The organism is Chelativorans sp. YIM 93263 (assembly GCF_028767125.1).
Classification (GTDB): domain Bacteria; phylum Pseudomonadota; class Alphaproteobacteria; order Rhizobiales; family Rhizobiaceae; genus Chelativorans.
In genome coordinates, this window is sequence record NZ_JAKCWP010000014.1 from 21,429 (window position 1) to 43,362 (window position 21,934).

The 21,934-nt window shown below is 60.9% G+C and carries 22 protein-coding genes and 1 pseudogene; 6 read left to right on the forward strand and 17 right to left on the reverse strand.

All coding sequences use genetic code 11. From position 1 onward, the window contains the following. Positions 1 to 4: 4 nt before the first annotated feature. From LY631_RS19850 to LY631_RS19885, 8 genes are all read right to left on the reverse strand, one after another. Entirely contained in the window at positions 5 to 904 is a 900-nt protein-coding gene (locus LY631_RS19850; RefSeq protein WP_274427337.1) for an ABC transporter permease, read from the reverse strand. Then, positions 901 to 1,842 carry an ABC transporter permease gene (locus tag LY631_RS19855; RefSeq protein WP_274427338.1) on the reverse strand — a complete coding sequence of 314 codons (942 nt, stop codon included), beginning with the start codon at positions 1,840 to 1,842 and terminating at the stop codon, positions 901 to 903. The genes LY631_RS19850 and LY631_RS19855 overlap by 4 nt, the downstream gene beginning before the upstream one ends. Further along, positions 1,839 to 2,873 (reverse strand): ABC transporter ATP-binding protein, encoded by a 1,035-nt coding sequence (locus LY631_RS19860; protein ID WP_274427339.1) that lies wholly within the window; start codon positions 2,871 to 2,873, stop codon positions 1,839 to 1,841. The genes LY631_RS19855 and LY631_RS19860 overlap by 4 nt, the downstream gene beginning before the upstream one ends. Then, on the reverse strand, positions 2,870 to 3,847 hold the full coding sequence (locus LY631_RS19865) for an ABC transporter ATP-binding protein (RefSeq protein WP_274427340.1): 978 nt from the start codon (positions 3,845 to 3,847) through the stop codon (positions 2,870 to 2,872). Before LY631_RS19865 ends, LY631_RS19860 begins: the two co-directional genes overlap by 4 nt. A 61-nt stretch (positions 3,848 to 3,908) precedes the next feature. Further along, entirely contained in the window at positions 3,909 to 5,477 is a 1,569-nt protein-coding gene (locus tag LY631_RS19870) for an ABC transporter substrate-binding protein (RefSeq protein WP_274427341.1), read from the reverse strand. Positions 5,478 to 6,145: 668 nt separating this feature from the next. Next, positions 6,146 to 6,559 carry an SRPBCC family protein gene (locus LY631_RS19875; protein WP_274427342.1) on the reverse strand — a complete coding sequence of 138 codons (414 nt, stop codon included), beginning with the start codon at positions 6,557 to 6,559 and terminating at the stop codon, positions 6,146 to 6,148. A 45-nt stretch (positions 6,560 to 6,604) separates the two neighbouring features. After that, positions 6,605 to 7,048: an SRPBCC family protein gene (locus LY631_RS19880; protein ID WP_274427343.1), complete on the reverse strand. Its 444-nt coding sequence runs from the start codon at positions 7,046 to 7,048 to the stop codon at positions 6,605 to 6,607. A gap of 50 nt (positions 7,049 to 7,098) precedes the next feature. Further along, a complete protein-coding gene (locus LY631_RS19885) occupies positions 7,099 to 7,575 on the reverse strand; it encodes a VOC family protein (protein ID WP_274427345.1) in 477 nt (158 codons plus the stop codon). Between the two features lie 301 nt (positions 7,576 to 7,876). Here LY631_RS19885 and LY631_RS19890 point away from each other — a divergent pair, with 301 nt between their 5' ends. Beyond that, a complete protein-coding gene (locus tag LY631_RS19890) occupies positions 7,877 to 8,410 on the forward strand; it encodes a DJ-1/PfpI family protein (protein WP_274427347.1) in 534 nt (177 codons plus the stop codon). Positions 8,411 to 8,547: 137 nt separating this feature from the next. Further along, complete coding sequence (locus LY631_RS20380; protein ID WP_338000452.1) at positions 8,548 to 8,688, forward strand: hypothetical protein; 141 nt, start codon at positions 8,548 to 8,550, stop codon at positions 8,686 to 8,688. 425 nt (positions 8,689 to 9,113) lie between these two features. Here the strand turns inward: LY631_RS20380 and LY631_RS19895 are convergent, their stop codons facing one another. Further along, positions 9,114 to 9,410: a hypothetical protein gene (locus tag LY631_RS19895; protein ID WP_274427349.1), complete on the reverse strand. Its 297-nt coding sequence runs from the start codon at positions 9,408 to 9,410 to the stop codon at positions 9,114 to 9,116. 283 nt (positions 9,411 to 9,693) lie between these two features. Between LY631_RS19895 and LY631_RS19900 the strand changes: the two genes are divergently transcribed. Then, positions 9,694 to 10,077 carry a VOC family protein gene (locus tag LY631_RS19900; protein ID WP_274427350.1) on the forward strand — a complete coding sequence of 128 codons (384 nt, stop codon included), beginning with the start codon at positions 9,694 to 9,696 and terminating at the stop codon, positions 10,075 to 10,077. Positions 10,078 to 10,242: 165 nt separating this feature from the next. Beyond that, the gene (locus tag LY631_RS19905; protein WP_274427352.1) at positions 10,243 to 10,632 is read left to right on the forward strand and encodes a cupin domain-containing protein; all 390 of its coding nucleotides are present in this window, start codon (positions 10,243 to 10,245) and stop codon (positions 10,630 to 10,632) included. A gap of 246 nt (positions 10,633 to 10,878) precedes the next feature. On the opposite strand, the pseudogene LY631_RS20550 reads toward LY631_RS19905, so the two are convergent. The 7 genes and pseudogenes from LY631_RS20550 to LY631_RS19945 form a co-directional block, all read right to left on the reverse strand. Beyond that, positions 10,879 to 11,759, reverse strand: a pseudogene (locus LY631_RS20550) (isoaspartyl peptidase/L-asparaginase family protein). Further along, entirely contained in the window at positions 11,737 to 12,540 is an 804-nt protein-coding gene (locus LY631_RS19920) for an aspartate/glutamate racemase family protein (RefSeq protein ID WP_274427356.1), read from the reverse strand. The pseudogene LY631_RS20550 and the gene LY631_RS19920 overlap by 23 nt, the downstream one beginning before the upstream one ends. Before the next feature lie 78 nt (positions 12,541 to 12,618). Next, a complete protein-coding gene (locus tag LY631_RS19925; RefSeq protein ID WP_274427358.1) occupies positions 12,619 to 13,668 on the reverse strand; it encodes a DmpA family aminopeptidase in 1,050 nt (349 codons plus the stop codon). Between the two features lie 8 nt (positions 13,669 to 13,676). Further along, positions 13,677 to 14,576 (reverse strand): ABC transporter permease subunit, encoded by a 900-nt coding sequence (locus tag LY631_RS19930; protein ID WP_274427359.1) that lies wholly within the window; start codon positions 14,574 to 14,576, stop codon positions 13,677 to 13,679. 9 nt (positions 14,577 to 14,585) lie between these two features. After that, the gene (locus LY631_RS19935) at positions 14,586 to 15,506 is read right to left on the reverse strand and encodes an ABC transporter permease subunit (protein WP_274427361.1); all 921 of its coding nucleotides are present in this window, start codon (positions 15,504 to 15,506) and stop codon (positions 14,586 to 14,588) included. Between the two features lie 52 nt (positions 15,507 to 15,558). Continuing rightward, a complete protein-coding gene (locus LY631_RS19940; protein ID WP_274427362.1) occupies positions 15,559 to 17,091 on the reverse strand; it encodes an ABC transporter substrate-binding protein in 1,533 nt (510 codons plus the stop codon). Positions 17,092 to 17,134: 43 nt separating this feature from the next. Continuing rightward, positions 17,135 to 18,994 carry an ABC transporter ATP-binding protein gene (locus tag LY631_RS19945; RefSeq protein ID WP_274427363.1) on the reverse strand — a complete coding sequence of 620 codons (1,860 nt, stop codon included), beginning with the start codon at positions 18,992 to 18,994 and terminating at the stop codon, positions 17,135 to 17,137. 188 nt (positions 18,995 to 19,182) lie between these two features. Here LY631_RS19945 and LY631_RS19950 point away from each other — a divergent pair, with 188 nt between their 5' ends. Beyond that, positions 19,183 to 20,133 carry a LysR family transcriptional regulator gene (locus tag LY631_RS19950; protein WP_274427364.1) on the forward strand — a complete coding sequence of 317 codons (951 nt, stop codon included), beginning with the start codon at positions 19,183 to 19,185 and terminating at the stop codon, positions 20,131 to 20,133. Next, positions 20,130 to 20,951, forward strand: a complete 822-nt coding sequence (locus LY631_RS19955) for a M55 family metallopeptidase (protein WP_274427366.1) — start codon at positions 20,130 to 20,132, stop codon at positions 20,949 to 20,951. The genes LY631_RS19950 and LY631_RS19955 overlap by 4 nt, the downstream gene beginning before the upstream one ends. Before the next feature lie 169 nt (positions 20,952 to 21,120). Here LY631_RS19955 and LY631_RS19960 read toward each other — a convergent pair whose 3' ends face one another. Next, positions 21,121 to 21,822, reverse strand: a complete 702-nt coding sequence (locus tag LY631_RS19960) for an IS6 family transposase (RefSeq protein WP_274427370.1) — start codon at positions 21,820 to 21,822, stop codon at positions 21,121 to 21,123. Positions 21,823 to 21,934: the final 112 nt, after the last annotated feature.

Genomic DNA, 21,934 nt, shown 5'->3' on the forward strand with positions numbered 1-21,934 from the left:
TGAATCAGTCCTGTAACGAGGGATCGAAGCGGGTCCTGAGCCAGTCGCCGAAGATCGACATGGACAGGGTTGTGAGAAAAATGATGGTGCCGGGTATGACGGCCAACCACCACGCGGTGACCAGGTAGTCACGTCCTTCGCCGAGCATCTGGCCGAGAGAGGTCATGGGCGGGCGGATGCCGAGTCCCAGGAAGGACAGAGACGTTTCGAACAGGATCGTCTCGGGGAAGTTGATCGTCAGCTGCACGATCAGCGGCGACATGATGTTGGGCAGAACGTGCCGGCGGTAGATGACGGCCGGCCGGCCGCCGAGCGCCTCTACCGCGCGCGCATAGCCCTGCTCGCGCGCCGCGAACACCAGTCCTCGCGTGATGCGCGCATAGCGCTCCCAGCCGTAGAGCCCCATGAGAAGGAGGAAGACGAGCATGGAATTGCCCATGAACGCCAGAATGGCTAGGGCGATGATGAACCACGGCATGGCCGCCTGAAAGTCAACCAGTGTGGAAATGGCTTCGTCGACCCAGCCGCGGAAGTGCGCGGCGACAAAGCCGAGGAGCGTTCCCAGAACGGCACCGATGAGCGTCCCCAGCAGGGCAAGGAGGATGGAGGTCTGGGTGGCGATCATGAGACGCGAGAGGACATCGCGCCCCAGCTTGTCCGTCCCCAGCGGATGTGTCCAGTCGAAACCCTCGAGCGGAAAGGGCGGCGCCAGCCGCGCCCGCAGGTCCATCTGGTCGAACTCGAAGGGTATCAGCCAGCGCGCGAAAACGGTGACCAAGGCCATGATGACCAGGACGACCAGCGATAGCCGAACGCTGACCGGCATGCCCGTGGTGAGACGCCGGATGCGGTCCGTCTTCGTGCGGCGAGGGACGGCGGCGGCGGTATCGCTGACGGCGCTCATCGCGCCGCCTCCGGCGTGCCGTCCGCGCGGATGCGCGGGTCCAGCCACCCATAGAGAATGTCGACCACGAGATTGGAAACGACCATGGTGAGCGCGATAATCATGAGGATGCATTGCACCACCGCCAGGTCGCGAGCGGCGACGGAGAAGGTAAGCAGCCGGCCGATGCCCGGCCAGGCGAACACATTTTCGGTGATCACGGCGCTGCCGATCAATTCCCCCATCTTCAGCCCGATGATGGTGATCAGCGGGATGGCCGCGTTGGGCAGCGCATGGCGGTAAAGCCGCAGGAGGTCGCCCGCCCCCTTGGATTCGGCGGTGCGCATGTAGGGCTTGTTCAGCACGTCGATCATGGCCGAGCGCGTGTAGCGGGCGATCTGCGCGCCGAAGGCGGTGCCCAGCGTGAAGGCCGGCATGATGAGATGCTGCCAGCTGTCGGAACCGGACGAGGGCAGGATGCGCAGATGCAGCGAGAAGGCGAGGATAAGCAGAATGCCGAGAAAGAAGTTCGGCAGGCTGAAGCCGAAAACGGCGAACCCGACCACGAAGCGGTCGACGGCGGTGTCCTTCTTGAGCGCGGCGATCACGCCGAGGGGAATGCCGAAGACGAGCGCAAAGACGAGCGAGACAAACCCCAGAAGCGCGGTCTTGGGCAGGCGCGACAGCACCAGTTGCAGCGCATCCTGATTGTCGCGGAAGGAGATGCCGAAATCGCCCTGGGTGAGGGCCACCATATAGCGCCAGTACTGCACGAGGATCGGCTGATCGAGCCCCCAGAGGTGGCGGTAGAAATCGATCGTGTTCTGGTCGACGTCATCAGGCAGAAGCTGGGCGACAGGGTCTCCCGTGAGGCGCAGGACGAAGAACACGAAGGTAACAACCAGCCACATTGTGAGGATGGCGCGCAGCGTCTTCCAGAGGAGATATGTCGGTCTCAAGGGGCGACCTCCGCGAAGTGGCAGGCCACGCCGTGCGCGCCTTGCAGGGTCAGGCGCGGCTCCTCGCTCGTGCAGCGCTCCACCTTCAGCGGACAGCGCGTGTGGAAGCGGCAACCGGGCGGCGGCGTGTGCGGGCTGGGCGGGTCGCCCGAAAGCAGCCGACGCTGGCGCCGTCTTTTCGGGTCCGGGACCGGCACGGCGGAGATCAGCGCGCGCGTATAGGGATGGGCAGGATCTGAGAAAACCGTCTCGGACGGCCCGCTTTCCACGATCTGGCCGAGATACATGATGGCCACATGATCGGCGATGTGACGCACGATGCCGAGATCGTGTGAGATGAAGATCATGGAGAGGCCGAGCCGCGACCGCATGTCCTGGAGAATGGAAATGATCTGCGCCTGGATCGACACGTCCAGAGCGGCCACCGGCTCGTCGCAGACAAGCAGACGCGGCTTGAGTATAAGCGCGCGGGCAATAACCACGCGCTGCTGCTGCCCGCCCGAAAGCTCGCCCGGCACGGAGCCCCACATGTGCCGGCCGAGCCGGACGGCATCGAGCATTTCCTGTGCCGCTTGAACGCGGCTTTCGGGCGTGCCGATGGCGTGCAGGTCAAGCGGCTCGCGCACCTGCTCCTCGATCGGGAGACGAGGGTCGAGCGAGCCAGCGGTGTCCTGGAAGATTACCTGTATGTCGCGCCGGCTGGCACGCCAGGCCTGGCCGGAAAGCGAGGAGAGGGAAAGGTCCGCAAAGGTGGCCGAACCCGCGTCCGGGCGTGCCAGCCCGCTCAAAAGGCGGCCAAGCGTGGACTTGCCGCAGCCCGATTCACCGACGATGCCCAGCGTCTCACCCTCGCGCAGGGTGAGCGAGACGTCGTCGACGGCGCGGAAGCGGGCCTCGCGCCGCAACAAGCTCCCGCGGCGGTAGACAAAGGAGCGGCTGAGGTTCTCGGCTGCAAGCAGGGTGGGTGACGACACGGCATCGCGGTGTCGCGGCGTCCCGATTTCCGCCTTTTCGATGACAAGGCTGCTCATGCCGCCTCCCTTTCAGGCAGGGAATTGAAACAGGAGAACGCGTGGTCGGACCCGCCTAGCATAACCGGGGCCTCCGCACGGCAGCGCGGCAGCGCCCGGGCGCAGCGCGGCGCGAAGGCGCAGCCGGCGGGCATGGCGTTGATCGGCGGCACCTGCCCCTCGATGATGGCCAGTTCCCTCGAGACGCGGTCGACACGCGGCAGCGCGTCGAGCAGACCGCGGGCGTAGGGGTGCCGGGGTGTTGCGAAAAGCGACTCCACGTCGGCGCGCTCCACCACGCGACCGGCATACATGACGGCGACATGGTCGGCATATTCGGCAACGAGGCCGAGATCATGGGTGACCAGCAGGACCGCCATGCCGATCTCCCGCTGCAGATCGGCGATCAGCGCCATGATCTGCGCCTGGATCGTCACGTCGAGGGCGGTGGTTGCCTCATCGGCGATCAGGAGCTTGGGGCTGCCGGCAATGGCCAGCGCGATCATGGCCCGCTGGTTCATGCCGCCGGAAAGCTGGTGCGGGAACTCGCGCATGCGGCGTTTCGGCTCCGGCATGCCGACGCGCCTCAACAGGTCCAGTGCACGTGCATGCGAGGCTTTCCACGAGGCACCCTCGCGCAGCCGGACGGCCTCGGCGATCTGCCAGCCGATGGGTTTGACGGGGTTGAGCCCGTTGGTCGCATCCTGAAAGACGAATGCGATGTCGCGACGCCGCACGAGCCGCATGGCCTTGCGGTCGAGTACCGCCAGTTCGCGGCCGTCGAGCATCACGCTGCCGGCACTGATGTTGGCGCGCTTCGGCAGAAGCCCGGCCACGGCAAAGCAGGTGATGGACTTGCCGCACCCCGACTCGCCCACCAGCGCCAGCGTCTCGCCGGCGGTGACGCTGAAGCTGCCATTGCGCACCGGTTTGACGGCTTCGCCGGAACGGGCGGCGATGGTCACTTCGAGATCGGAAACCTGGAGTAACGGCATGGAATATCCTTCACGCAGCAGCGTCGGAAACGCTGCTGTGTGGGGTTGGGTTGAACGTGCGTCAGTTGCTGGCGGCGCTGCCGAACTGCAGATTCTCCGGACGGAAATCCATGTAGTAGAGCGACACGGGGCGCCACTGGATGTCCGCCTTCACCGCATAGGTTTCCAGCGGGTTGTAGAGCATCGTGCCGGGCGCTTCCTCGTTCCAGATGTCGAGCGCCTCGCGGTAGGCCTGCTTTCGCTCCTCGGTGGAGGTCGAGGAAGTCAGGACGTCCTGCAGCTCGTTGAAGCGCGCGGGCGCCTTCCACGAACGTTCCGGCAGGTCGTTGTTGTTCTGGATGCCGGAAGCCTTACCCCATTGCGGCACGAAGGAGCCGAGCGGGTCGGGAATGCGGTGCGTGTTGGACCAGGGGCGGACGTGGACCGGCGCATTCGGGTCCGTGACCTGGGTCCAGTTCTCCACCGGCTCCAGCTTCACATTGAGGCCGACCTCCTGCCACATCTGCTGCATAGCCTGTGCCGCTTCCAGCGAAAGCAGGTAGTAATTGAGCGGCATCTTATAGACGATTTCCTCGCCATTGTAGCCGGCTTCCTCCAGGAGCTCCCTGGCTGCCTCGGGATCGTAGGCGAAATCCGGATAATTGGCCAGGTAAAGGCCGTAGGAGGGAAGCTGATGGCCGTTCGGCGTGTAGTTCTTGTCGCCCCAGAGCGCTTCACGCAGTAGGTCGCGGTCGATGGAAAGGGACAGCGCGCGGCGAACGCGGCTGTCGGCCAGCGGCCCGATGGGGAAGAACACGAGCACGTGCGTGTTGTCGAGCACCACTTGCTTGACGGCGACGTCATCATAGCCCTCAAGCACCGGCACCTGGTCCGGCGGGACGTTGACGATGATGTCGTACTCGCCGGAGACGAGGCCGGCGATGCGCGCGGAGACTTCCGGCACGGCCCTGAAGGTGATCGACTTTGCCGTGGGCTTGCCGCCGAAATAGTCGTCGTGCGCGACCAGCCGAATATACTCGCCGTCCACCCACTCGTCCATCTTGTAGGGGCCGGTGCCGACCGGGTTACGGGCAAAGGCGTCCTTGCCCTTCAGCATGTATTCGCGCGCGTTAACGATCCACATTGCATAGCCGGCGAGGCGCTGCTCGAACAGCACGTCGGGCTCCTTGGACACGATGCGCACGGTGTATTTGTCGATCGGCTCGACGTGCGACAGGGTCAGCATCAGGCGGCGGGCGGAGCCGATCAGCGGGTTGTAGCCGTGGCCGCGCCCGGGATTTAGCGAGAACACCACATCGTCGGAGGTGACCTCGTCACCATTGTGAAACTTGACGCCTTCGCGCAGCTTCAGCTCGACAGTGCGGTCGTCTATCTTCGTCCAGCTTTCGGCGATGCCGGGAATAAGCTCGGACGACGAGCCCTCTTCATTTGCCAGAAAATTGCGGCGGATCAGAGGGTCGAACATGGAGTAGGTGATGCGGACGGCTACATTGCCCATCTCCTCGATAGACTCCAGACTGCCTGGCAGCCCGTTCACCGCCACCACCAGGTCCGGCCGGTCATCCGCATTTGCGGAGACGGCGCCGAAAGCCATGAATATGGCCGTCAGCAGAGCTGTCAGAATTCTCATGATTGCTACCCATCATTAAATTTGCTGTCGATGGGGGGCGTGTAGGCAATTAGTGCTTCAGCGGAATGTCGCCCAAATGAAGCTTTTGTGAATCAATCATGGGGGTGATTAAGGATCTACCGCCAAGGCCTCGCCGACACTTGCTGATTGCCGAAAAGGCAGGGATCGGACGTGCGACGCTCTACAAGTACTTTGCCGACGTGGCGGCCATTCTGCGTGCCTGGCACGCACGACGATATCGGGCCATCTTGAGCATCTCGCCGAGGTGCATAGTCGGCCGGGCAGCGCCAGCCAGCGACTTGCCGCCATCCTGGATGGCCTTCGCCTTCATTATCCGTGAAAGCCACAGGCAAAGAGGACATCATGATATGGAGTTTATGGCGTCCCTGCATCGGGACGAGCGGGTCAGCGCGGCGCGACAGCGGCTTAGCGATGGCGAGAGAAGCCGCGGTAGCCGGCAGGCGCATCGGCCTGGTTTCTGCACCCACGCCGAGCACGGGGAACCGAGTTCCGCACTGATCCGCAGCCATGCATATAATGTGACGCGAAAACTCCCGAACAGCAAGCTAGGGAGTATCCGAAGCCGCCAAGCGGCCCCGGATGCCACCGATCTAATACTTCAGCCCACATGCTGACGGATGGCGGGAGATGGGGTAACGCCGGTCAACTCAGCCTTGAACATAGCTCCCGAAATTGTTCAGGATCGCCTGCCAGCCGTCGCGCTGCATCTCGATGGAGTTCTGCGTCTCCGCATCGAATGTGATCGCCACATTCGTACCCTCCCCTGCGTCTTCGAAAGTTGTACGCGCCTTGCGCCCGTCGTTCATGGCCAATGTGATCGCCTTGTACGGCTCGACCTCTTCGTAGACAGCGTCGAAATCGAAGCCGAAGCTGCCGTCCTTGGCTTCCATGCGCGCCTTGTAGGCGCCGCCCACCCTCAGGTCGGCCTCGGCACTCGGGCAGCACCAGTCGTCGGAAGCGAAGTTCCACTGCGTGATCTCAGCCGGCGTCGTGTAGGCTTCCCAGACGCGTTCGACCGGCGCGGCGATCGTGGTGGCAACAGTGATCTGCTGGTTGGTCATTTCTGGTTCCTTGTTGTCTCAGTTGGATGAGATCTCGCCGACGGCTTATTGCGTGATTTCGGGCTCGACGAGCTTGGCAAGCTTACGCAGGGATTCCTGCCAGCCGAGGTAGCAGGCTTCGCGCGGGATCACATCCGGAATGCCTTCCTGCTCGATGCTCACTTCCGTTCCGACTGAAACGGCCTTCAGGGTGACCGTCACTTTCATTTCGCCCGGAAGGTTCGGATCATCGAACACATCGCTATAGACGAGCGTCTCGCCGGGAACGAGTTTCAGATATGTGCCGCCGAAGGAATGGCTTTGCCCGGTCGTGAAGTTTCGGAAGGACATTCTGTGCTTGCCGCCTTCCTTCGCCTCAAGCTCATGGACCGTACAGGTAAAACCGAAGGGCGGGAGCCAGTTCGCAACCGCGTCAGGCTCGACAAATGCGCGGTAGACCTTCTCGGGCTTGGTAGCGAAGACCCGGTGCAGTTTGACAGTGCTGGGCATGATCATCTCCATTCATTGAGCTCACCAAAGGCGTCATTGCCTTGGGCGGGTTAGCCTACTGCTGCCTCCAGCGCAGCTATATCAATCTTCTTCATCGTCATCATCGCCTCGAAGGCACGCTTGGCCTTGGCGCGGTCGGCACTGGTCGTCAGTTCCATCAGCCGCTTCGGCGTGATCTGCCAGGAAAAGCCCCAGCGGTCCCTGCACCAGCCGCAGGCGCTCTCCGCGCCACCGTTTCCGACGATTGCGTTCCAGTAGCGGTCGGTCTCTTCCTGGTCTTCGGTCAGCACCATGAAGCTGACGGATTCGTTTGCCTTGAAATTCGGACCGCCGTTCAGGCCCAGAAACGACTGACCGAGCACCGTGAACTCGACGGTCAGTTCATTGCCTTCCTTGCCGCCGGGATAGTCGGATGCGGACGCATTCACCCGATCCACATGACTGTCCGGAAAGGTGGCGGCATAGAACTCCGCCGCCTTACTTGCTTCGCCATGGTCAAACCACAGGCAGGGCACAAGTTTGGTCATATCCAATCTCCTCGGTACTTGGGGCTATTTACCTACACCGCATCTGCGGAGGGAACTTGGGCTTTGGCAGCATCCCGTCTTCCTGGCGCATTGGCGGGGCTACTTTCTTAAGACGAACGATCGTACCGCCTCCCGACACACCCGATAAAGTTTTCAGTCAGTCATTCGGGCGTAAGCTCCCGTCCGTGGAACGACAACGGCGCGCCAGCGAGATCTCAGTCAACCCAGCCCTTGGGCGTCTCGCCGGCCAGGAACGGTCCGAGAACTCCATCATAAGGTCGGCCTGGCCGATCAGCGCGGTGTGCGACGTGGCGGGCAGGATCGCGAGCCGCGAGGCGGGAAGCGGTTTGCCCATGTCGCCCATCGCGCCACCCCCGAGCAGCCGGAACATCTCGACATTGTGCTCGAGCGTCGACCCGTCGGCGTCGCCCTTCGCGCAGCGCTTCCGAGCCTGGCCGCGAAGGCCCAACGCTTCGGGTCCGTCTGCAGCGGCGGCTTCCTTCTCGCCGCGCTAGGCCTGCTCGACGGCTATCGCATTGTGAACCACTGGGATTCCTGCAGACCGCTTGCCGAGACCTTTCCGGCCATCACCGTCGATCCGGATGCGCTCTACGTGGTCGACGGGCGGTTGTGGACGTCGGCCGGCGTGACCACCGGCATCGACATGGCGCTGACGATGATCGCCAACGACCTCGACGCCACTGTCGCCGGAGAGGTCGCGAAACGGCTGATCCTCTATGCCCGGCGCCCCGGCTACCAATCCCAGTTCAGTCCGGTCCTCAAAGCGCAGGTCAAAGGCGACAGCGCGTTTGCCGACCTGATCGGATGGATATAGGCAAATCTCGACGGGCCGCTGAACGTGCCCTCGCTGGCGGATCGCGCCGGCCTGACCGAGCGCACGTTTCAGATTCGGCAGCGACAGGAGAGACTCCTGCCCGGTTCATCGAAACAGCCCGGCTCGACGCTGAACGCATGCTGCTCTCACGCGGCCTTTCGCTCAAAACGGTGGCAGCGCAAGTCGGCCTGTCCCCGGCTGCGTGTCTTTCGGAAGCCTTCGAGCGCCGTTTTGGCGTGGCGCCGAGACTATTCCGCGATATGCATGCCGGACTTTAAGGACCTGCTGTTTAGTAGCAGTAGAACAACATTCACGATCCGCTCCGAGAGGTGGGCTTCCGATGGGCGGCAACAGTCCACGCCAGCAAGTTGATGAGCACACCGTCTGAAGCAATCGTCGCTACTCAGGGCCCCAGGCACACCATCCAGATAAGCTGCGCATTCTGCCAGATCGCCCTACCGATATTAGCGAAGGGCCAGCACGGATCGCTTCGGCTGGTTCCCAGGAGTATTCCCCCGGGAATATTGCATCGCTTTTAGACACGTATCGCCGTTGGGCAGAATTGAACCTGGAACTTGCAAGCGGTTCGGGTCGGAAGCGAAACGACAGCTCTCAGGGTCAATCTGACGAAGCGGCCGAGCAGCATAGGGGAGCTAGCATTACACGGCGCGATGTCCACCGACCGCAGGCCGGGACCGCGGCTTCACCGACTCCTTGCCCAACGCGCAGTCACGATCCAGGCGCGCGAGTCAAAGAGCACACCATCTGCAGTCAAATGCGCGTCCAGCACGGCGCGCAACCGCCGAAGCGCCTCATCAGTCGCCGAGATCGTATCGGCACGCTGATCCTTCGCAAGGAACAGTTCGACTACAGCGTCATGGGCCGCATCGACATCCGAACCATAGAAGACCGGTTCGTGCACGTCGGCAAAAGATCTTTCTTCAACAACTACCGACCGGAACGACTGCGGGACTTCGTCGCGCTTACCCTGCGTCGCCATTCGCAACTGGCAGGTGTGCCGCCGGGCCCAAGTTGCCGCCGAGAGACTGCCCGCTTTTAGAAATCGGCAAGTACGCCGCGAATGACCAGAATGCGGCGCGTTCCTGCCCGTAAGTTGACCGTCAGCTTTCGGCGCCGGGAGGCGAATAGCGGACATTTGGCTTCTCCGATGCAGCCTCGTTCGTTTGTGCCACCTTCTGCATATTTGCCGAGACCTCCCTCCCGGGTGTCGGAACCGAAGCAGTTCATGCGCGTCCTTCGGATGTCAATCAAGGAGACATTCCATGAATGCACTCAACGACAAGTCTTCCTCGGCAATTGTCGCGGTGAGCGACATCGATCGGGCGAGGCGTTTCTACAGTGATATGCTGGGACTGGAACTCAACGACGAAGGCATGGAAGGCGTGCTGGTCTACAAGACGGGTGCGACGTATCTCGTCGTCTATCCTTCGGAATTGTCCGGCACCAACAAGGCCAATGCCGTGGTGTGGGACTGCGGACCAGATATCGACGCCATCGTTGCCGACCTGAGTGCCAAGGGTGTGACGTTCGAGCGCTATGAGATGGAGGGCGTGTCATACAAGGACGGGGTCCACGACGCGAACGGGTTTAAGATGGTCTGGTTCAAGGACCCTGACGGCAACATCCTCCATCTGAACAGCGCATGAACCCTCGACGTCGGAAGGATGGGACGACCAGATAGTGCGCTTTGCCGCCAGATATCCAGAGATTGGAACGCGATGCAGGACTATTCGGGTCGCGGCCCTGGATACGCCGGGCGGACTTCATACTGAACTGCGAGATACAGAGATGGACCATTCGCGAGAGATGACATGACGCGCAATGATTTCGACGTCAATTCGATCAGGCCAAGCGGAAGGGCGCCTGCTCAGGCAACGCTTTTCGACCCAGGTGCTGAAGGTCCCTGGCGTGGCTCTTTGCCGGGTGAAGCAGTCGGGGCACCGGTGACCGTGCTCGCTTACGGTACCGACCGCACTGGCGAAGGCCCACGTCTTCACGTGCATCCCTATGACGAGGTGTTTGTCGTGACCGAGGGTCGGGCCCGCTTTTTCGTTGGAGACACAGTTCTCGACGCGACTGCCGGTCAGGTTGTGTTTGGCCCGGCCGGCATCCCACACCGGTTCGAAAATTTGGGACAAGGGCGCTTACAGACGATAGACGTCCACCATTCGCCGCGTTGGATCCAGACCGATCTCGACTAGATGTCCCGGCACTTTTGGGGTGTAGATCCTTGAGATGAAAAGGCTCAACGGCCACTGAGGGGCCGAAACGGAATGGCAGCTATCGGGAACGAAGTCACCAACAAGCTGCCATTCCGCTCCGGGTCCGACACAGCGCCCATGGCGTCACCTAACGGCCATTCGTAAGCTCGTCATGGTGGACGTTGCCGCTCAGTGGAGATTCTGCTGGCATCCGGATTTGACGACGCAGTGGTCTCGCGCAAATTCTCAGTCGGCGAAAATACGAATGAAGGGCTCTTCTCCTTCGCACTGGGACGCACGGTACATTCCCAGAGTGTTGAAGGTAAGGACTGGATGCCCGGTCGTCCCGACTGCAATGACGCCGCCGGCGCCGCCCACCTCCGGCAACTCGACCAGAAGCTTTCGACTCACTGCTTCGGCGAGGTCCAAGCCCAGGTATTCGACCATTGCGGCTATATCGCGTGCGACCGTGAGGCGAATGAACATCTCGCCATGACCTGTAGCGGAGACGGCACAGCTCCGATTACCGGCATAGGTACCCGCACCGATCAGTGGCGCGTCACCAACGCGGCCGGGTTGCTTGTTGGTCATGCCGCCGGTGGAGGTCGCGGCGGCTAAACTGCCCGAAAAATCGCGTGCAACGGCGCCCACTGTTCCGTATTTCCCGTCATTGTGGTCCAACATGACCGTCGACGCTTCGCGAGCCTTTTCCAGTTGTTCGCGCCGATGATCCGTTAAGAACCATGCGGGATCTGCCGTCTCGGCACCAATGTGTCTTGCAAAGGCTTCAGCTCCTTGAGTGCCAATACGACATGGTCACTCTTGTCCATCACCTGGCGGGCGAGGCGCACCGGGTTGCGAACCGTCTTCAACCCGATCACCGCGCCAGCATTCAATGAGCAACCATCCATGATGGCCGCGTCCATTTCGACGGTCGCCTCAGAGGTGAGGACGGAGCCACTGCCAGCGTTGAACAGCCGGTTTTCCTCAAGGGCGACGACGGTTTGCTCGACCGCCTCGACCGCTTCCCCGCCGTTTTGCAACACTTTTCTTCCGCAGCTAAGGGCGCCGGCAAGACCTTGATAAAAGTGCACTTGTTCCGCTTCAGGCATCTTCCCGGGCAACATCGTGCCCGCGCCGCCGTGCAACGCTAGCGCCCATGGCACCTTGTGCTTCACGCCTGTTCTCCTTTTTGTTTGTAGCCAGGGAATTTGCAGAAGCTAACCGCTCGCCGTCGGCAATCATCCGCAAGACCGCCTCCTCGGCCAGGGCCTGCGTAGCATCGACGAGGCCTTTGCTTTTCGGGGCAACGAGAGGCAATTCGGTACAAGCGAGCACAATCCATTGCGCGCCGTCCGCAATGAGTGTTTCCACCACATCTCGCAATACATCTGTGGCTTGCCCAAGGCGCCCGGCTTTCACGTAGCCGATCACCGCGTCGATAAGGCAGCCCTGGGCGTCTGTTGGCTGGTGTTGCATGAAGCCGGCAGCGCTTAGGCGGGTGCGGTAGAAACCGGATTGGATCGTGCCCCGGGTCGATAATACGACAACCCGATCTGCCGGCTTGATTCCATTCGCGCGCAGTCGCGCGATCACAGCATCCGCGATATGAACGAAAGGAAGCCGGACTTCGCGTTCCAGCTCCTCGACCCAGTGATGGGCGGTGTTGCAGGGCATGACGCAACGCTGTGCACCCAGCTCCTTCAGACATCGGGCTGCCTGTGCGAGTCCTGGATAGGGCGAGGGCCCGGTTCCCATGATCGCCGCCGTTCGGTCCGGGATCTGCGGCACGTTCCACACGATGACGGGCAAGTGGTCCTGATCGCGTTCAGCCCTGGTCGCCAGCGTCAACTTGCGCATGAAATCTACGGTTGCAAGCGGCCCCATCCCACCCAAGATGCCCAGCATGAAGGCGCCCCCGTTCTCGTTGCGCCCATTGTGCTCATGCAAAAAAATTCCGCCAATGCCGAGTTACTCACGGTCATGTCAGCCGGGCATAGCGGGCGTATCCTCCTTTGGTGTCAGGTGCGTGCGGAAGGACGGCAGGAGGCTGCCGTCATAGGCCGACATTGGAGTGGCATGCCAGAGGGCGTTGAGGATCGCCTCCTCTGTCGCCTCTACCGCCGCCTTGAAGAAGGCATTCATGCGGCTTTCGCAAAGCCGAAGTGTGGCGTGGGTGTTGGCGCTGTCGCGTTCGAAAACGTTCGCGGTCGAAAAGGCCAGCGCAATATCGCCGCTTTGATGCCCGAGATAGCTGCCGAGGCGACCGAGCGCCGCACCGCTCCGGCGAGACAGGCGGCCAAGTTGGCGCGAGTCCATTGGTGCGTCTGTCGCCATGACGATGATGATGGAGCCCATGTCCTCATCATCAAGGTCCGCGCGAGGCGTGTCGGGAAAAAGGCGGCCGAACACCCGCAGATCTGCTTGCTGTCCGAAGTTTGAAAGAACGAGCGCCCCCACCGAGTAGATGCTGTCGCCGGAAAGCTTGACCTGCCGTGAGGCGGACCCGACCCCTCCGGCAAAGCCGAAAGTTTTCATGCCGCTACCCGCACCGACGGTGCCCTGGTTGAATTCACCATCTGCATTGGCAATCGCCGTCTCAGCGGTGATCTCCGTTACGCTTAGCGCTTGAATATCGTTCACCTGTCCGTCATTGCATTCGAGCACGAGCGGATTGACGGTCGCGCTGCGCCGGCCGATCTTCGGGTTCTGCCCAATGGCGCGCTTGATGAGGGTCGTCGCGCAGGCCGGCACACTAAAGGTATTGGTGAGCAGGATCGGTGTCTCTATCTCGCCAAGTTCCATGAGTTGCACTAGACCGATGCTTTTGCCGAATCCATTGAGTATGGCGGCGGCGGCCGGCACTGGCCGGCGGTACAAATCGCCGGCATGGGGCAGTATGGCAGTGACCCCCGTGCAGGCCCCCTCCGCGTGAACGGATTCGTGCCCTACGCGAACGCCATCAATATCGCAGATCGTGTTAGCTGGGCCCGTCGGCAATTGCCACCAGCCCTTATGTGGGATTGTATCTCGCATGTCTGGACTCAATTATCGTCTAGCTTCGGATCGAGCGCATCGCGCAGTCCGTCACCCAGTATGTTGAAGCAAAGCACAGTGAGGAAGATGGCCAGACCCGGAAAGAAGGTCAGATGCCACTTTCCAGCCAGCATGTATTCGCGTCCCGTCGAAAGCATCGCGCCCCATTCCGCGATGGAGGGTTCCACGCCTAACCCAATGAACGAAAGACTGGTGGCTGTCAGGATGGAAGTGCCGATGCGCATGGTGAAATAGACTATGACCGCACCCAGACCCCCGGGCAGGATATGACGGAACATGATGATGACGTTCGATGCTCCCGCAGCGCGTGCTGCTTCAACGTAGGTTGTCTCTTTGAGGCCGAGGGTACCGGAGCGCACGATGCGTGCGAATGCAGGAACGCTAAAAACGGCAACTGCTATGATGACATTGGTTAGGCCTGCACCGAGGATCGCAACAATGCCGATGGCAAGCAGGATACCCGGAAATGCGAAAAGCACGTCGGCAACACGCATCACGATCGAATCGAGCCAGCCGCCATAATACCCCGCCAGAAGCCCGGCGATGACACCGATGACGGCGCCGATGGTCACCGACACGAAGCCGATGAACATCGAAAGCTTCGCTCCGTTGAGGATGCGGGCAAAGATGTCGCGACCAAATTCATCCGTACCTGCCCAGTGAATGGCGGAGGGGGCACTTAGTGTGTTCTTGTAGTCGAACTCGTCAGGACCAAAGGGAAGGATCCAAGGCGCGGCCAGCGCTACCAGGAGCATGACGAGCAAGAAAAAGCCGGCGGCGAGCGCGCCTAAGCGCGTGACGAAGCGTCGCCTGAACTCGCTAAACGGCGAGCGCGCGATCCTTTCCGTTTTCTGCCCGGCCGCCGGTGCGTCGGAAACGAGAGCCATTTGCGGATCCTATTTGTATCGAATGGCAGGGTTGATGAAGCCGTACAGCATATCCACCGCCAAGTTGATCAGAAGGAATTGTAGGGAGAACAGCATGATCTCCGCCTGCACGACTGCATAGTCGCGGAAGTTGATGGCATCGAGCAGCAGCGAACCAAGGCCCGGCCAACGGAAGACCTTCTCCACCACGATTGAGCCTCCGAGTAGAAAGCCGAACTGGAGACCCGCCATCGTGACGACAGGGATAAGCGCGTTGCGCAGGGCGTGCTTCCAGATCACAATGCGCTCGCGCAGGCCCTTGGCGCGTGCGGTTCGGATAAAATCCTCTCGCGCGACATCGATGACTGCCGAGCGGGTGAACCGGGCCATAACGGCAGCAACGCCTGCGCCCAGCGTGATGGAAGGCAGAATGAGGTCGGACGGCTCGTCGAAACCGCTCGTGCCAAGCCAGCCCAGATGGACAGAAAAGAACTGCATCAGAAGCAGGCCGAGCCAAAAATTGGGCATCGAAATGCCCGAGACAGCTAAGAACATGCCCGCGTGATCTCCGGCGCTGCCGCGGCGCACCGCTGACACGACCCCCGCAACCAGACCAAAGACCACCGACCAGGCGAGCGCGCAGACTGACAGCCAGAAGGTGGGCATGAACGCCCGGCCAATCATCGTGGCGACGGGCTCACCGGTGCGCAGCGAAATACCCAAATTGCCGGTGGCCAGGTTCTTCAAAAAGTCCACATACTGCGCAAACAGCGGACGATCCAGATTGAGCGCCTTTCGGATCGCTTCCACTTCCTCCTGCGTGGCGGATTCGCCGGCAAGCAGCCGTGCCGGGTCACCCGGCAGCGCATGGATGAAGAGGAACACGAATATCGAGATCAGGAAGAGGACTGGCACGAGCGCTGCCAGCCGTCGCAAAAAGTACTGCAACATGGGTTTTCATCCGGTGCCGGTCCGGCGCAAGCGCCGGACCGTGGTCAATCGGCTATTCGTATGCGGCCTTGGTGAACTGCATCGTTCCGTCCGGCATCTGGAACACGCCGGTAAGCCCCGCCTTCCGGCCTGCCATCTTGTTCTCGATCGCAAGCCAGACGGCGGGCTCGTCCTTCCATATCTGCTTCTGCGCAACCGAATAGGCCTCACGCCGCTTCTCCGGGTCGGCGGTGTTGAGGGCGTCCTGGATCGCCTTGTCCACCGTCTCGTTGGAATAAAAGGCCATATTGTAGATCTTCGGAATCCAGCCCTCTGTCGCATAGACCGGGCGCAGGTGCCAATCGGCGTCACCTGTGGAGGGGGACCAGCCGCCGAGCAGCATATCGAACTCGGCGTTCTCAGGCACCATTGAGGAGAATACCTTCTCTGAGCGTGTCGCACCTTCCATGGGAACGATTTTTGCCCGCACATTGATCTGAGAGAGCTGCTGCTGCAGGAACTGCAACATGCGCACGCCGGTGGAGTTGTTGATGCCCCAGATGGTGACGTCCAGGCCATCTTCGTGGCCGGCTTCGTTCATCAGGCGGCGCGCTTCATCAATGTCGGTGCGTGGTGGCTGCTGGCTTTCGTAGAAGCGGGTGTCGGGTGCAATCGGCGAATCCGGCACCACGCCGTGACCCGAATAAACCACGTCTACAAAAGCCTCCTGGTCGACCGCCAGATTAAAGGCACGGCGCACCCGCTCATCCTTGAAATGCTCCTTGAGCATGTTCATGGCTGCCGTCCAGACAGTGATGCCTGGCACTTCCAGCACTTCATAATCGCCGCTCGCCTCCACCGATTCGGCAAGCTCGGCCGGCAGAACGTGGATGAACTGGACCTCGTCGGAAAGCAGCATTGAGACGCGGGTTGAGCTTTCGGTGACGGGATAGAATGTTACCTGTTCGACCTTCGGCCATTCACTGTCCCAGTAGTCCTCGTTCTTTTCCAGGACCAGCCGCTCGCCCGGAATCCACTGCTTGAACTTGAAAGGCCCGGTGCCGACGGGATGCTTTTCGACGCCCTTCCCCATCTCTTCCAACGCCTTGGGGCTGTGGATCACCACGGAGGGATGAGCCACGGTATTGATCATTGCACCAAAGGGCTCCCTCAGCTTGAGGACCACCGTGGTGTCGTCCGGGGTCTCCACTGTGTCCACGACCTTGAAAAGGCTGTTCTTGGCAAGATTTTGCGACTGATCCGCGAGACGGTCGAAATTGGCCTTCACAGCAGCCGCGTTGAAATCCGTCCCGTCGTGAAACGTCACGCCTTCGCGCAGCTTGAAAGTAAAGGTCTTCGCGTCGTCGCTGCCTTCCCAACTCGTCGCTAACTGCGGCACCAGCTTCATATTGTGGTCGAAGCCGATCAAGCGCTCAAGGACGCCGCTGGCCGCTGAGTAATCCACATTGTAGTTGGAGTTATGTGGATCCATCTTCTGGAAGATCTGATCCATCGCAATAGCCAAATCTGCGGTCATGGCCGGAGTAGCCAGAATGCTACTGGCAAGCAGTGCTGCGCTGTAGGCGGCGCGTTTGAAGAACGTCATGTCTTATCCTCCCAGGATTGCTGCAGTCATTGCATTTTTCGCATCAAGCGGCGCGGATTGCCTGTGATTGCGGTGTGGTGCGCTGACGCGCGACGTAGTGGCCGGCACCCACTTCTATCATTTCGTTGATGGGCGGAGGGTTGCCGATGGGGTGGACGGGGCTTGGTACCTCGCCCGTTATCAGCGCACGATCACGGTCCCGCATTCGAGGGTCAGGCATTGGGGCAGCCGCCATAAGCCGCTGGGTGTAGGGGTGGCGTGGATCTTCGAAGACCGCCCGCCGCGGACCCGTTTCCACGATCTGGCCGAGATACATCACCGCGACGCGGTGGCTGACGCGCTCCACTACAGCCATGTCGTGCGATATGAAGAGATAGGCGATGCCAAAGCGCTTCTGCAAGTCCATGAGCAGGTTAATCACTTGGGCCTGCACTGAGACGTCCAGCGCCGAGACGGCCTCGTCTGCGATAATTAATTTTGGGTCGGTGCCCAGCGCGCGCGCAATGGCGATGCGCTGGCGCTGACCGCCTGAGAAGGCGTGCGGATAGCGATTGGCGTGCTCGGCCTTAAGTCCCACCTGCTCAAGAAGCCAAACCGCCTTGTCGAAAGCGCTTTGCCTATTCTCCAGACCGTGGAGGAGCATTGGCTCGGAAATGGAGTACCCGACGGTCAGCCGTGGATTCAGTGAGGCGTATGGGTCCTGGAACACAAACTGGATTTGCCGCCGGAGCTTCCGCAGGTCATGCTTTGACAGGCCAGACAGGTCTTCGCCGTTAAACCGGAGCTTCGTTGCTTCCGCCTCGACGAGGCGGAGGATAGATCGGCCGGTGGTGGATTTCCCGCAGCCAGACTCGCCCACCAGCCCCAGTGTTTCGCCTGGCCAGAGGTCGAGGTTGAGATGCTCCACCGCATGCACCCGCTTCGTCACGCGACCGAAAAGGCCCTGGCCTATGTCGAAACGTGTCGTCAGGCCATGGACGGAAAGAAGCGGGTCTTGCGTGTAGTCGATCGCCTGCACCGGTACGCTCTGTTCAGATGCTTCATCGTCGCCCGGTACTGGAAAAGGCACGGGGTTATCCGTCCCTTTCATCGCGCCCAGATGCGGAACGGCCTTAAGGAGCGCACGCGTATAGGCATGCTGCGGAGCGCGGAAAACCGTCTCCACATCTCCTTCCTCCACCTTCTCGCCGCGGTACATCACGACGACACGATCCGCGACTTCGGCAACGACGCCCATGTCGTGTGTAATAAACAGGACAGACATCGCCTGCTGATCCTGCAACTCTCGGATTAGCCGAAGGATCTGCGCCTGGATTGTCACATCGAGCGCTGTGGTCGGCTCATCCGCGATAAGAAGTTGAGGCCGGCAGGAAAGGGCCATCGCGATCATCACCCGCTGCCGCATGCCACCGGAAAGCTGGTGCGGGTGGCGCTTCATGGCCTGGACGGCATCGGGTATGCGCACCCGGTTCAGCGTTTCGAGAGCCACGGCGGCAGCATCAGATCGGCTCTTTCTCTGATGGGTGACGATGGCCTCTATGATCTGGTCGCCAATGGTGAAGACCGGGTTGAGGGACGTCATCGGCTCTTGAAAAATCATGGCGATCTCGTTGCCACGCATCAGACGAGCCTGCTCCGGATCCAGGCTGCCGATATCGATCACGCTGTTCTCGCGGGTCCTGAATGCGATGCTTCCGCCTACGATCCGGCCGCCGCCGAATTCCACCAGACGCATGACCGAAAGCGCGCTCACGGATTTCCCGGAGCCGGATTCGCCAACGATCGCGACGGTTTCGCCCTTCTTCACGTGCAGGTCCAGCCCGCGGACGGCCTGCAGAGCATACTCGCCATGGCCAAAGCAGACATTGAGGCCTTTGATGTCGAGCAGGTTCTTTGCGTCCATTCCACGTTCCTTCCCCACCGGAAGACCCCGACAGCCTGCCGCGATCTTTCTGGACGCTTCTTTCGGCGTGTTACGTACAAGTGAAGCGGTCGCGGCGTGCTCTGGCCAACGCCGTTTTGGTATAAACTATGCACAATAGGCATAACCCACTTCTTGTGCAGACTCGAAAAGCATGATCGATTTCCGGTATGGACATGAAATGGCTGGAAGACTTTCTGGCGCTTGCACAGACGCGAAACTTCTCCCGAGCATCTGAAGAGCGCAACGTCACACAGCCGGCTTTCAGCCGCCGAATTCGGGCGCTGGAAAGCTGGTTAGGCGCTTCGCTATTCGACCGACGGACATATCCGGTTACATTGACGGCGGAAGGCCGCGCCTTTCGCGAGACCGCAGAAGACGTCATCGCGGCGCTCTATACGGAGCGGGCCCAGTTCCAAGAGCGATTGCATGTCAACCGACCGGACTTGAGAATCGCTGCCGCCACTACCCTCAACCTCAACTTCATCCCCGGCTGGCTGCACGGGCTGGAATCGGAAACTGGCCATCTAACGACGCATATCTTCACGGAAAACTTTCACGACATGGTCCACCACCTTGCCGAGGGCGAAACAGATCTCGTTTTGCAATACGCACATACGGACGTTCCGTTGCTGTTTGAAGCCTCCCGTTTCGATTCCCGGGTTCTTGCCGACGAGCCGATGGTTCTGGTTTCCCCAGTAGATAATCAGGGTCGCGCCCTACACGACCCTACTCGCGCTGGCGGGGGCGCTACATTCCCGTATATGGGCTATTCGCCCGATGGCTACTTCGCGGAGGTAGAAAAGCTGCTTCTCGGCAGGCGTCAGGGACAAGGCTTGATGATGCAGCGGCTGGGCGAGAGCCCGACCTCGGAAGTGTTGAAGCGCATGGCGGTCAGATACGGCGCGCTGACGCTCCTGCCCGAAAGCTGCGCGCGTGACGCCGTTGAACGCGGCGAGATGGTAAGCGTCGGAGGCCTGGAATGGCAGGTGCAGTTGGAAATAAGGCTCTACCGCATGCGCGATTCGCGGCGACCGGCATTGCGCAAACTTTGGGCAGCGCTAGACAAGCAGGAGCAGGCGGATACCGCCCCACTGGAAATTAGCGAGAGGCAGACATGAAGATCTTCATTTCAGTGGACATCGAGGGCGTAGCCGGCGTGTGCGAAGCTGTACAAGGTCAGCGCGGTAACCCGGAATATGAGACCGCGCGACGACTGATGACTGAAGAAGCCAATGCCGCCATACGTGGTGCCTTCGCCGCTGGGGCAAGCGAGGTGACGGTCGCGGACTCCCACGGCCCCATGCGCAACATGATGGCCAACGAACTCGACCCGCGTGCAATGCTTGTTGCAGGAAAGCCACGTCCCCTTTCAATGATCGAGGGGGTTCGTGAGGATGATGCCGGCGTCGTGCTAATCGGTTTCCATGCGGCCGCCGGACACCTGGGCGTGCTTGCCCACACGATAAGTGGGCTGGCCTTCAGCCGCATCGAAATGAACGGCGTTGTGGTGGGGGAGCCGACCCTTTTCGCCGGCCATGCTGCCGAAATTGGCGTGCCGCTTCTCGCTGTAAGCGGCGATGATCGGCTGGGCCGGGAAATCCGGGAGCAATTCCCGAATACACGGGTGATCGAAACTAAGACAGCGCTCGGCGCCAGCGCGGTCCGCAGCCTTTCGCCACAAGCTTCGTGCAAGTTGATTGAGCTGAAAGTAAAGGCAGCTGTCGAGGGGGCCGCAGGTCAACAGCCCCATGCTCCATGCCGACCGCCGCTACAGGTCGCAGTAACGTTTAACAAGCAGTTGTTCGCCGACGCCGCCTGTCTGCTGCCCACCATCTCGCGTAAGGGCACTACGGAAGTTGCATTCACCGCCGGAAGTTATGCTGAAGCGATCGGCACGATCTCGGCATTCTCGCTCATCGCGCAGGGGCTTACGTGAAGATAAATCGCGGTCGAAGGGACCGCAACGGCATCTTCAAGCGGGCGCGTGAGGTCACCTTCTCCCGATCATGCCGTTCCGCCGGCTTCAGCAGGCCGGTCACAAGCCTGTCGTCCGGTTCTGTTGCAAATTTTCGTCCGGGTACAGAAACTGCCGGGCGTTAAGGGCTTCACGCCGCAGCGATGATTTCAAACTGTTCAGCAATCGACGGGTTCGGATTGTAGGCGTACCTCGCCTGTCGTTTGCGCATCATGTGGATCATCTCGACTCCGGCCAGGGTTGCAGTGGCACTTGCGAATGACTTGAAACCGAGCATCGGCCGTACCCGGCGTTTGATACGCCGATGATCCTGCTCGATGCAGTTGTTGAGGTATCGGCTCTTGCGGATGCGAATCCGCTTCGAAGCGCGCCGGGAGAGATGGCGCAGTCGGTTCTCGGTATCGCAGAAGACAATCGCCTCACGGTTGGTCTGGCTGCCGTCAATGACGACCCGCTCGGGCCGGCCATGGCGGCTAAGCGCTTTATGGAAAAACCGCTTGGCCGCCGGCAGGTCCCGGTGTTTGCTGAACCAGAACTCGACGGTGTCGCCGGCGCTGTCAATCGCGCGATAAAGATACATCCACTTTCCGTGAACCTTGATGTAGGTCTCGTCGAAATGCCATTTTCTGGTCACGGCGCACTTGCGCCGATTAAAGCGCTCCAGCAGCCAGGGCGAGAAGTGAACGACCCAGCGATGGATCGTCGAATGGTCGACTCCGACGCCGCGCTCCGCCATCATTTCCTTCAGGTCGCGTAGGCTCAGGCCATAGGCAAGATACCAGCGCACGCACAGCAGGATTACTGATTGGTCGAAATGGCGGCCCTTGAACATGAACAACTCTCCGGCAAAATGCCGGCCACCTATGACGCGCCAGCCGTAAGCGAAAAGTTTGCAACGGAACCGGGGCGGACCGTTACTGTTCGCGGCCATTTTCGCCATCCCG

Bases quoted from the DNA above. Each gene is read 5' to 3' on its own strand.
- LY631_RS19940 (WP_274427362.1), bottom strand. From the start codon at position 17,091: ATGACGTTCTTCAAACGCGCCGCCTACAGCGCAGCACTGCTTGCCAGT.
- LY631_RS19860 (WP_274427339.1), bottom strand. From the start codon at position 2,873: ATGAGCAGCCTTGTCATCGAAAAGGCGGAAATCGGGACGCCGCGACAC.
- LY631_RS19870 (WP_274427341.1), bottom strand. From the start codon at position 5,477: ATGAGAATTCTGACAGCTCTGCTGACGGCCATATTCATGGCTTTCGGC.
- LY631_RS19880 (WP_274427343.1), bottom strand. From the start codon at position 7,048: ATGCCCAGCACTGTCAAACTGCACCGGGTCTTCGCTACCAAGCCCGAG.
- LY631_RS20380 (WP_338000452.1), top strand. From the start codon at position 8,548: ATGCTGCTCTCACGCGGCCTTTCGCTCAAAACGGTGGCAGCGCAAGTC.
- LY631_RS19875 (WP_274427342.1), bottom strand. From the start codon at position 6,559: ATGACCAACCAGCAGATCACTGTTGCCACCACGATCGCCGCGCCGGTC.
- LY631_RS19865 (WP_274427340.1), bottom strand. From the start codon at position 3,847: ATGCCGTTACTCCAGGTTTCCGATCTCGAAGTGACCATCGCCGCCCGT.
- LY631_RS19850 (WP_274427337.1), bottom strand. From the start codon at position 904: ATGAGCGCCGTCAGCGATACCGCCGCCGCCGTCCCTCGCCGCACGAAG.
- LY631_RS19925 (WP_274427358.1), bottom strand. From the start codon at position 13,668: ATGCGAGATACAATCCCACATAAGGGCTGGTGGCAATTGCCGACGGGC.
- LY631_RS19935 (WP_274427361.1), bottom strand. From the start codon at position 15,506: ATGTTGCAGTACTTTTTGCGACGGCTGGCAGCGCTCGTGCCAGTCCTC.
- LY631_RS19930 (WP_274427359.1), bottom strand. From the start codon at position 14,576: ATGGCTCTCGTTTCCGACGCACCGGCGGCCGGGCAGAAAACGGAAAGG.
- LY631_RS19895 (WP_274427349.1), bottom strand. From the start codon at position 9,410: ATGGCGACGCAGGGTAAGCGCGACGAAGTCCCGCAGTCGTTCCGGTCG.
- LY631_RS19955 (WP_274427366.1), top strand. From the start codon at position 20,130: ATGAAGATCTTCATTTCAGTGGACATCGAGGGCGTAGCCGGCGTGTGC.
- LY631_RS19960 (WP_274427370.1), bottom strand. From the start codon at position 21,822: ATGTTCAAGGGCCGCCATTTCGACCAATCAGTAATCCTGCTGTGCGTG.
- LY631_RS19905 (WP_274427352.1), top strand. From the start codon at position 10,243: ATGACGCGCAATGATTTCGACGTCAATTCGATCAGGCCAAGCGGAAGG.
- LY631_RS19945 (WP_274427363.1), bottom strand. From the start codon at position 18,994: ATGGACGCAAAGAACCTGCTCGACATCAAAGGCCTCAATGTCTGCTTT.
- LY631_RS19885 (WP_274427345.1), bottom strand. From the start codon at position 7,575: ATGACCAAACTTGTGCCCTGCCTGTGGTTTGACCATGGCGAAGCAAGT.
- LY631_RS19950 (WP_274427364.1), top strand. From the start codon at position 19,183: ATGGACATGAAATGGCTGGAAGACTTTCTGGCGCTTGCACAGACGCGA.
- LY631_RS19900 (WP_274427350.1), top strand. From the start codon at position 9,694: ATGAATGCACTCAACGACAAGTCTTCCTCGGCAATTGTCGCGGTGAGC.
- LY631_RS19920 (WP_274427356.1), bottom strand. From the start codon at position 12,540: ATGCTGGGCATCTTGGGTGGGATGGGGCCGCTTGCAACCGTAGATTTC.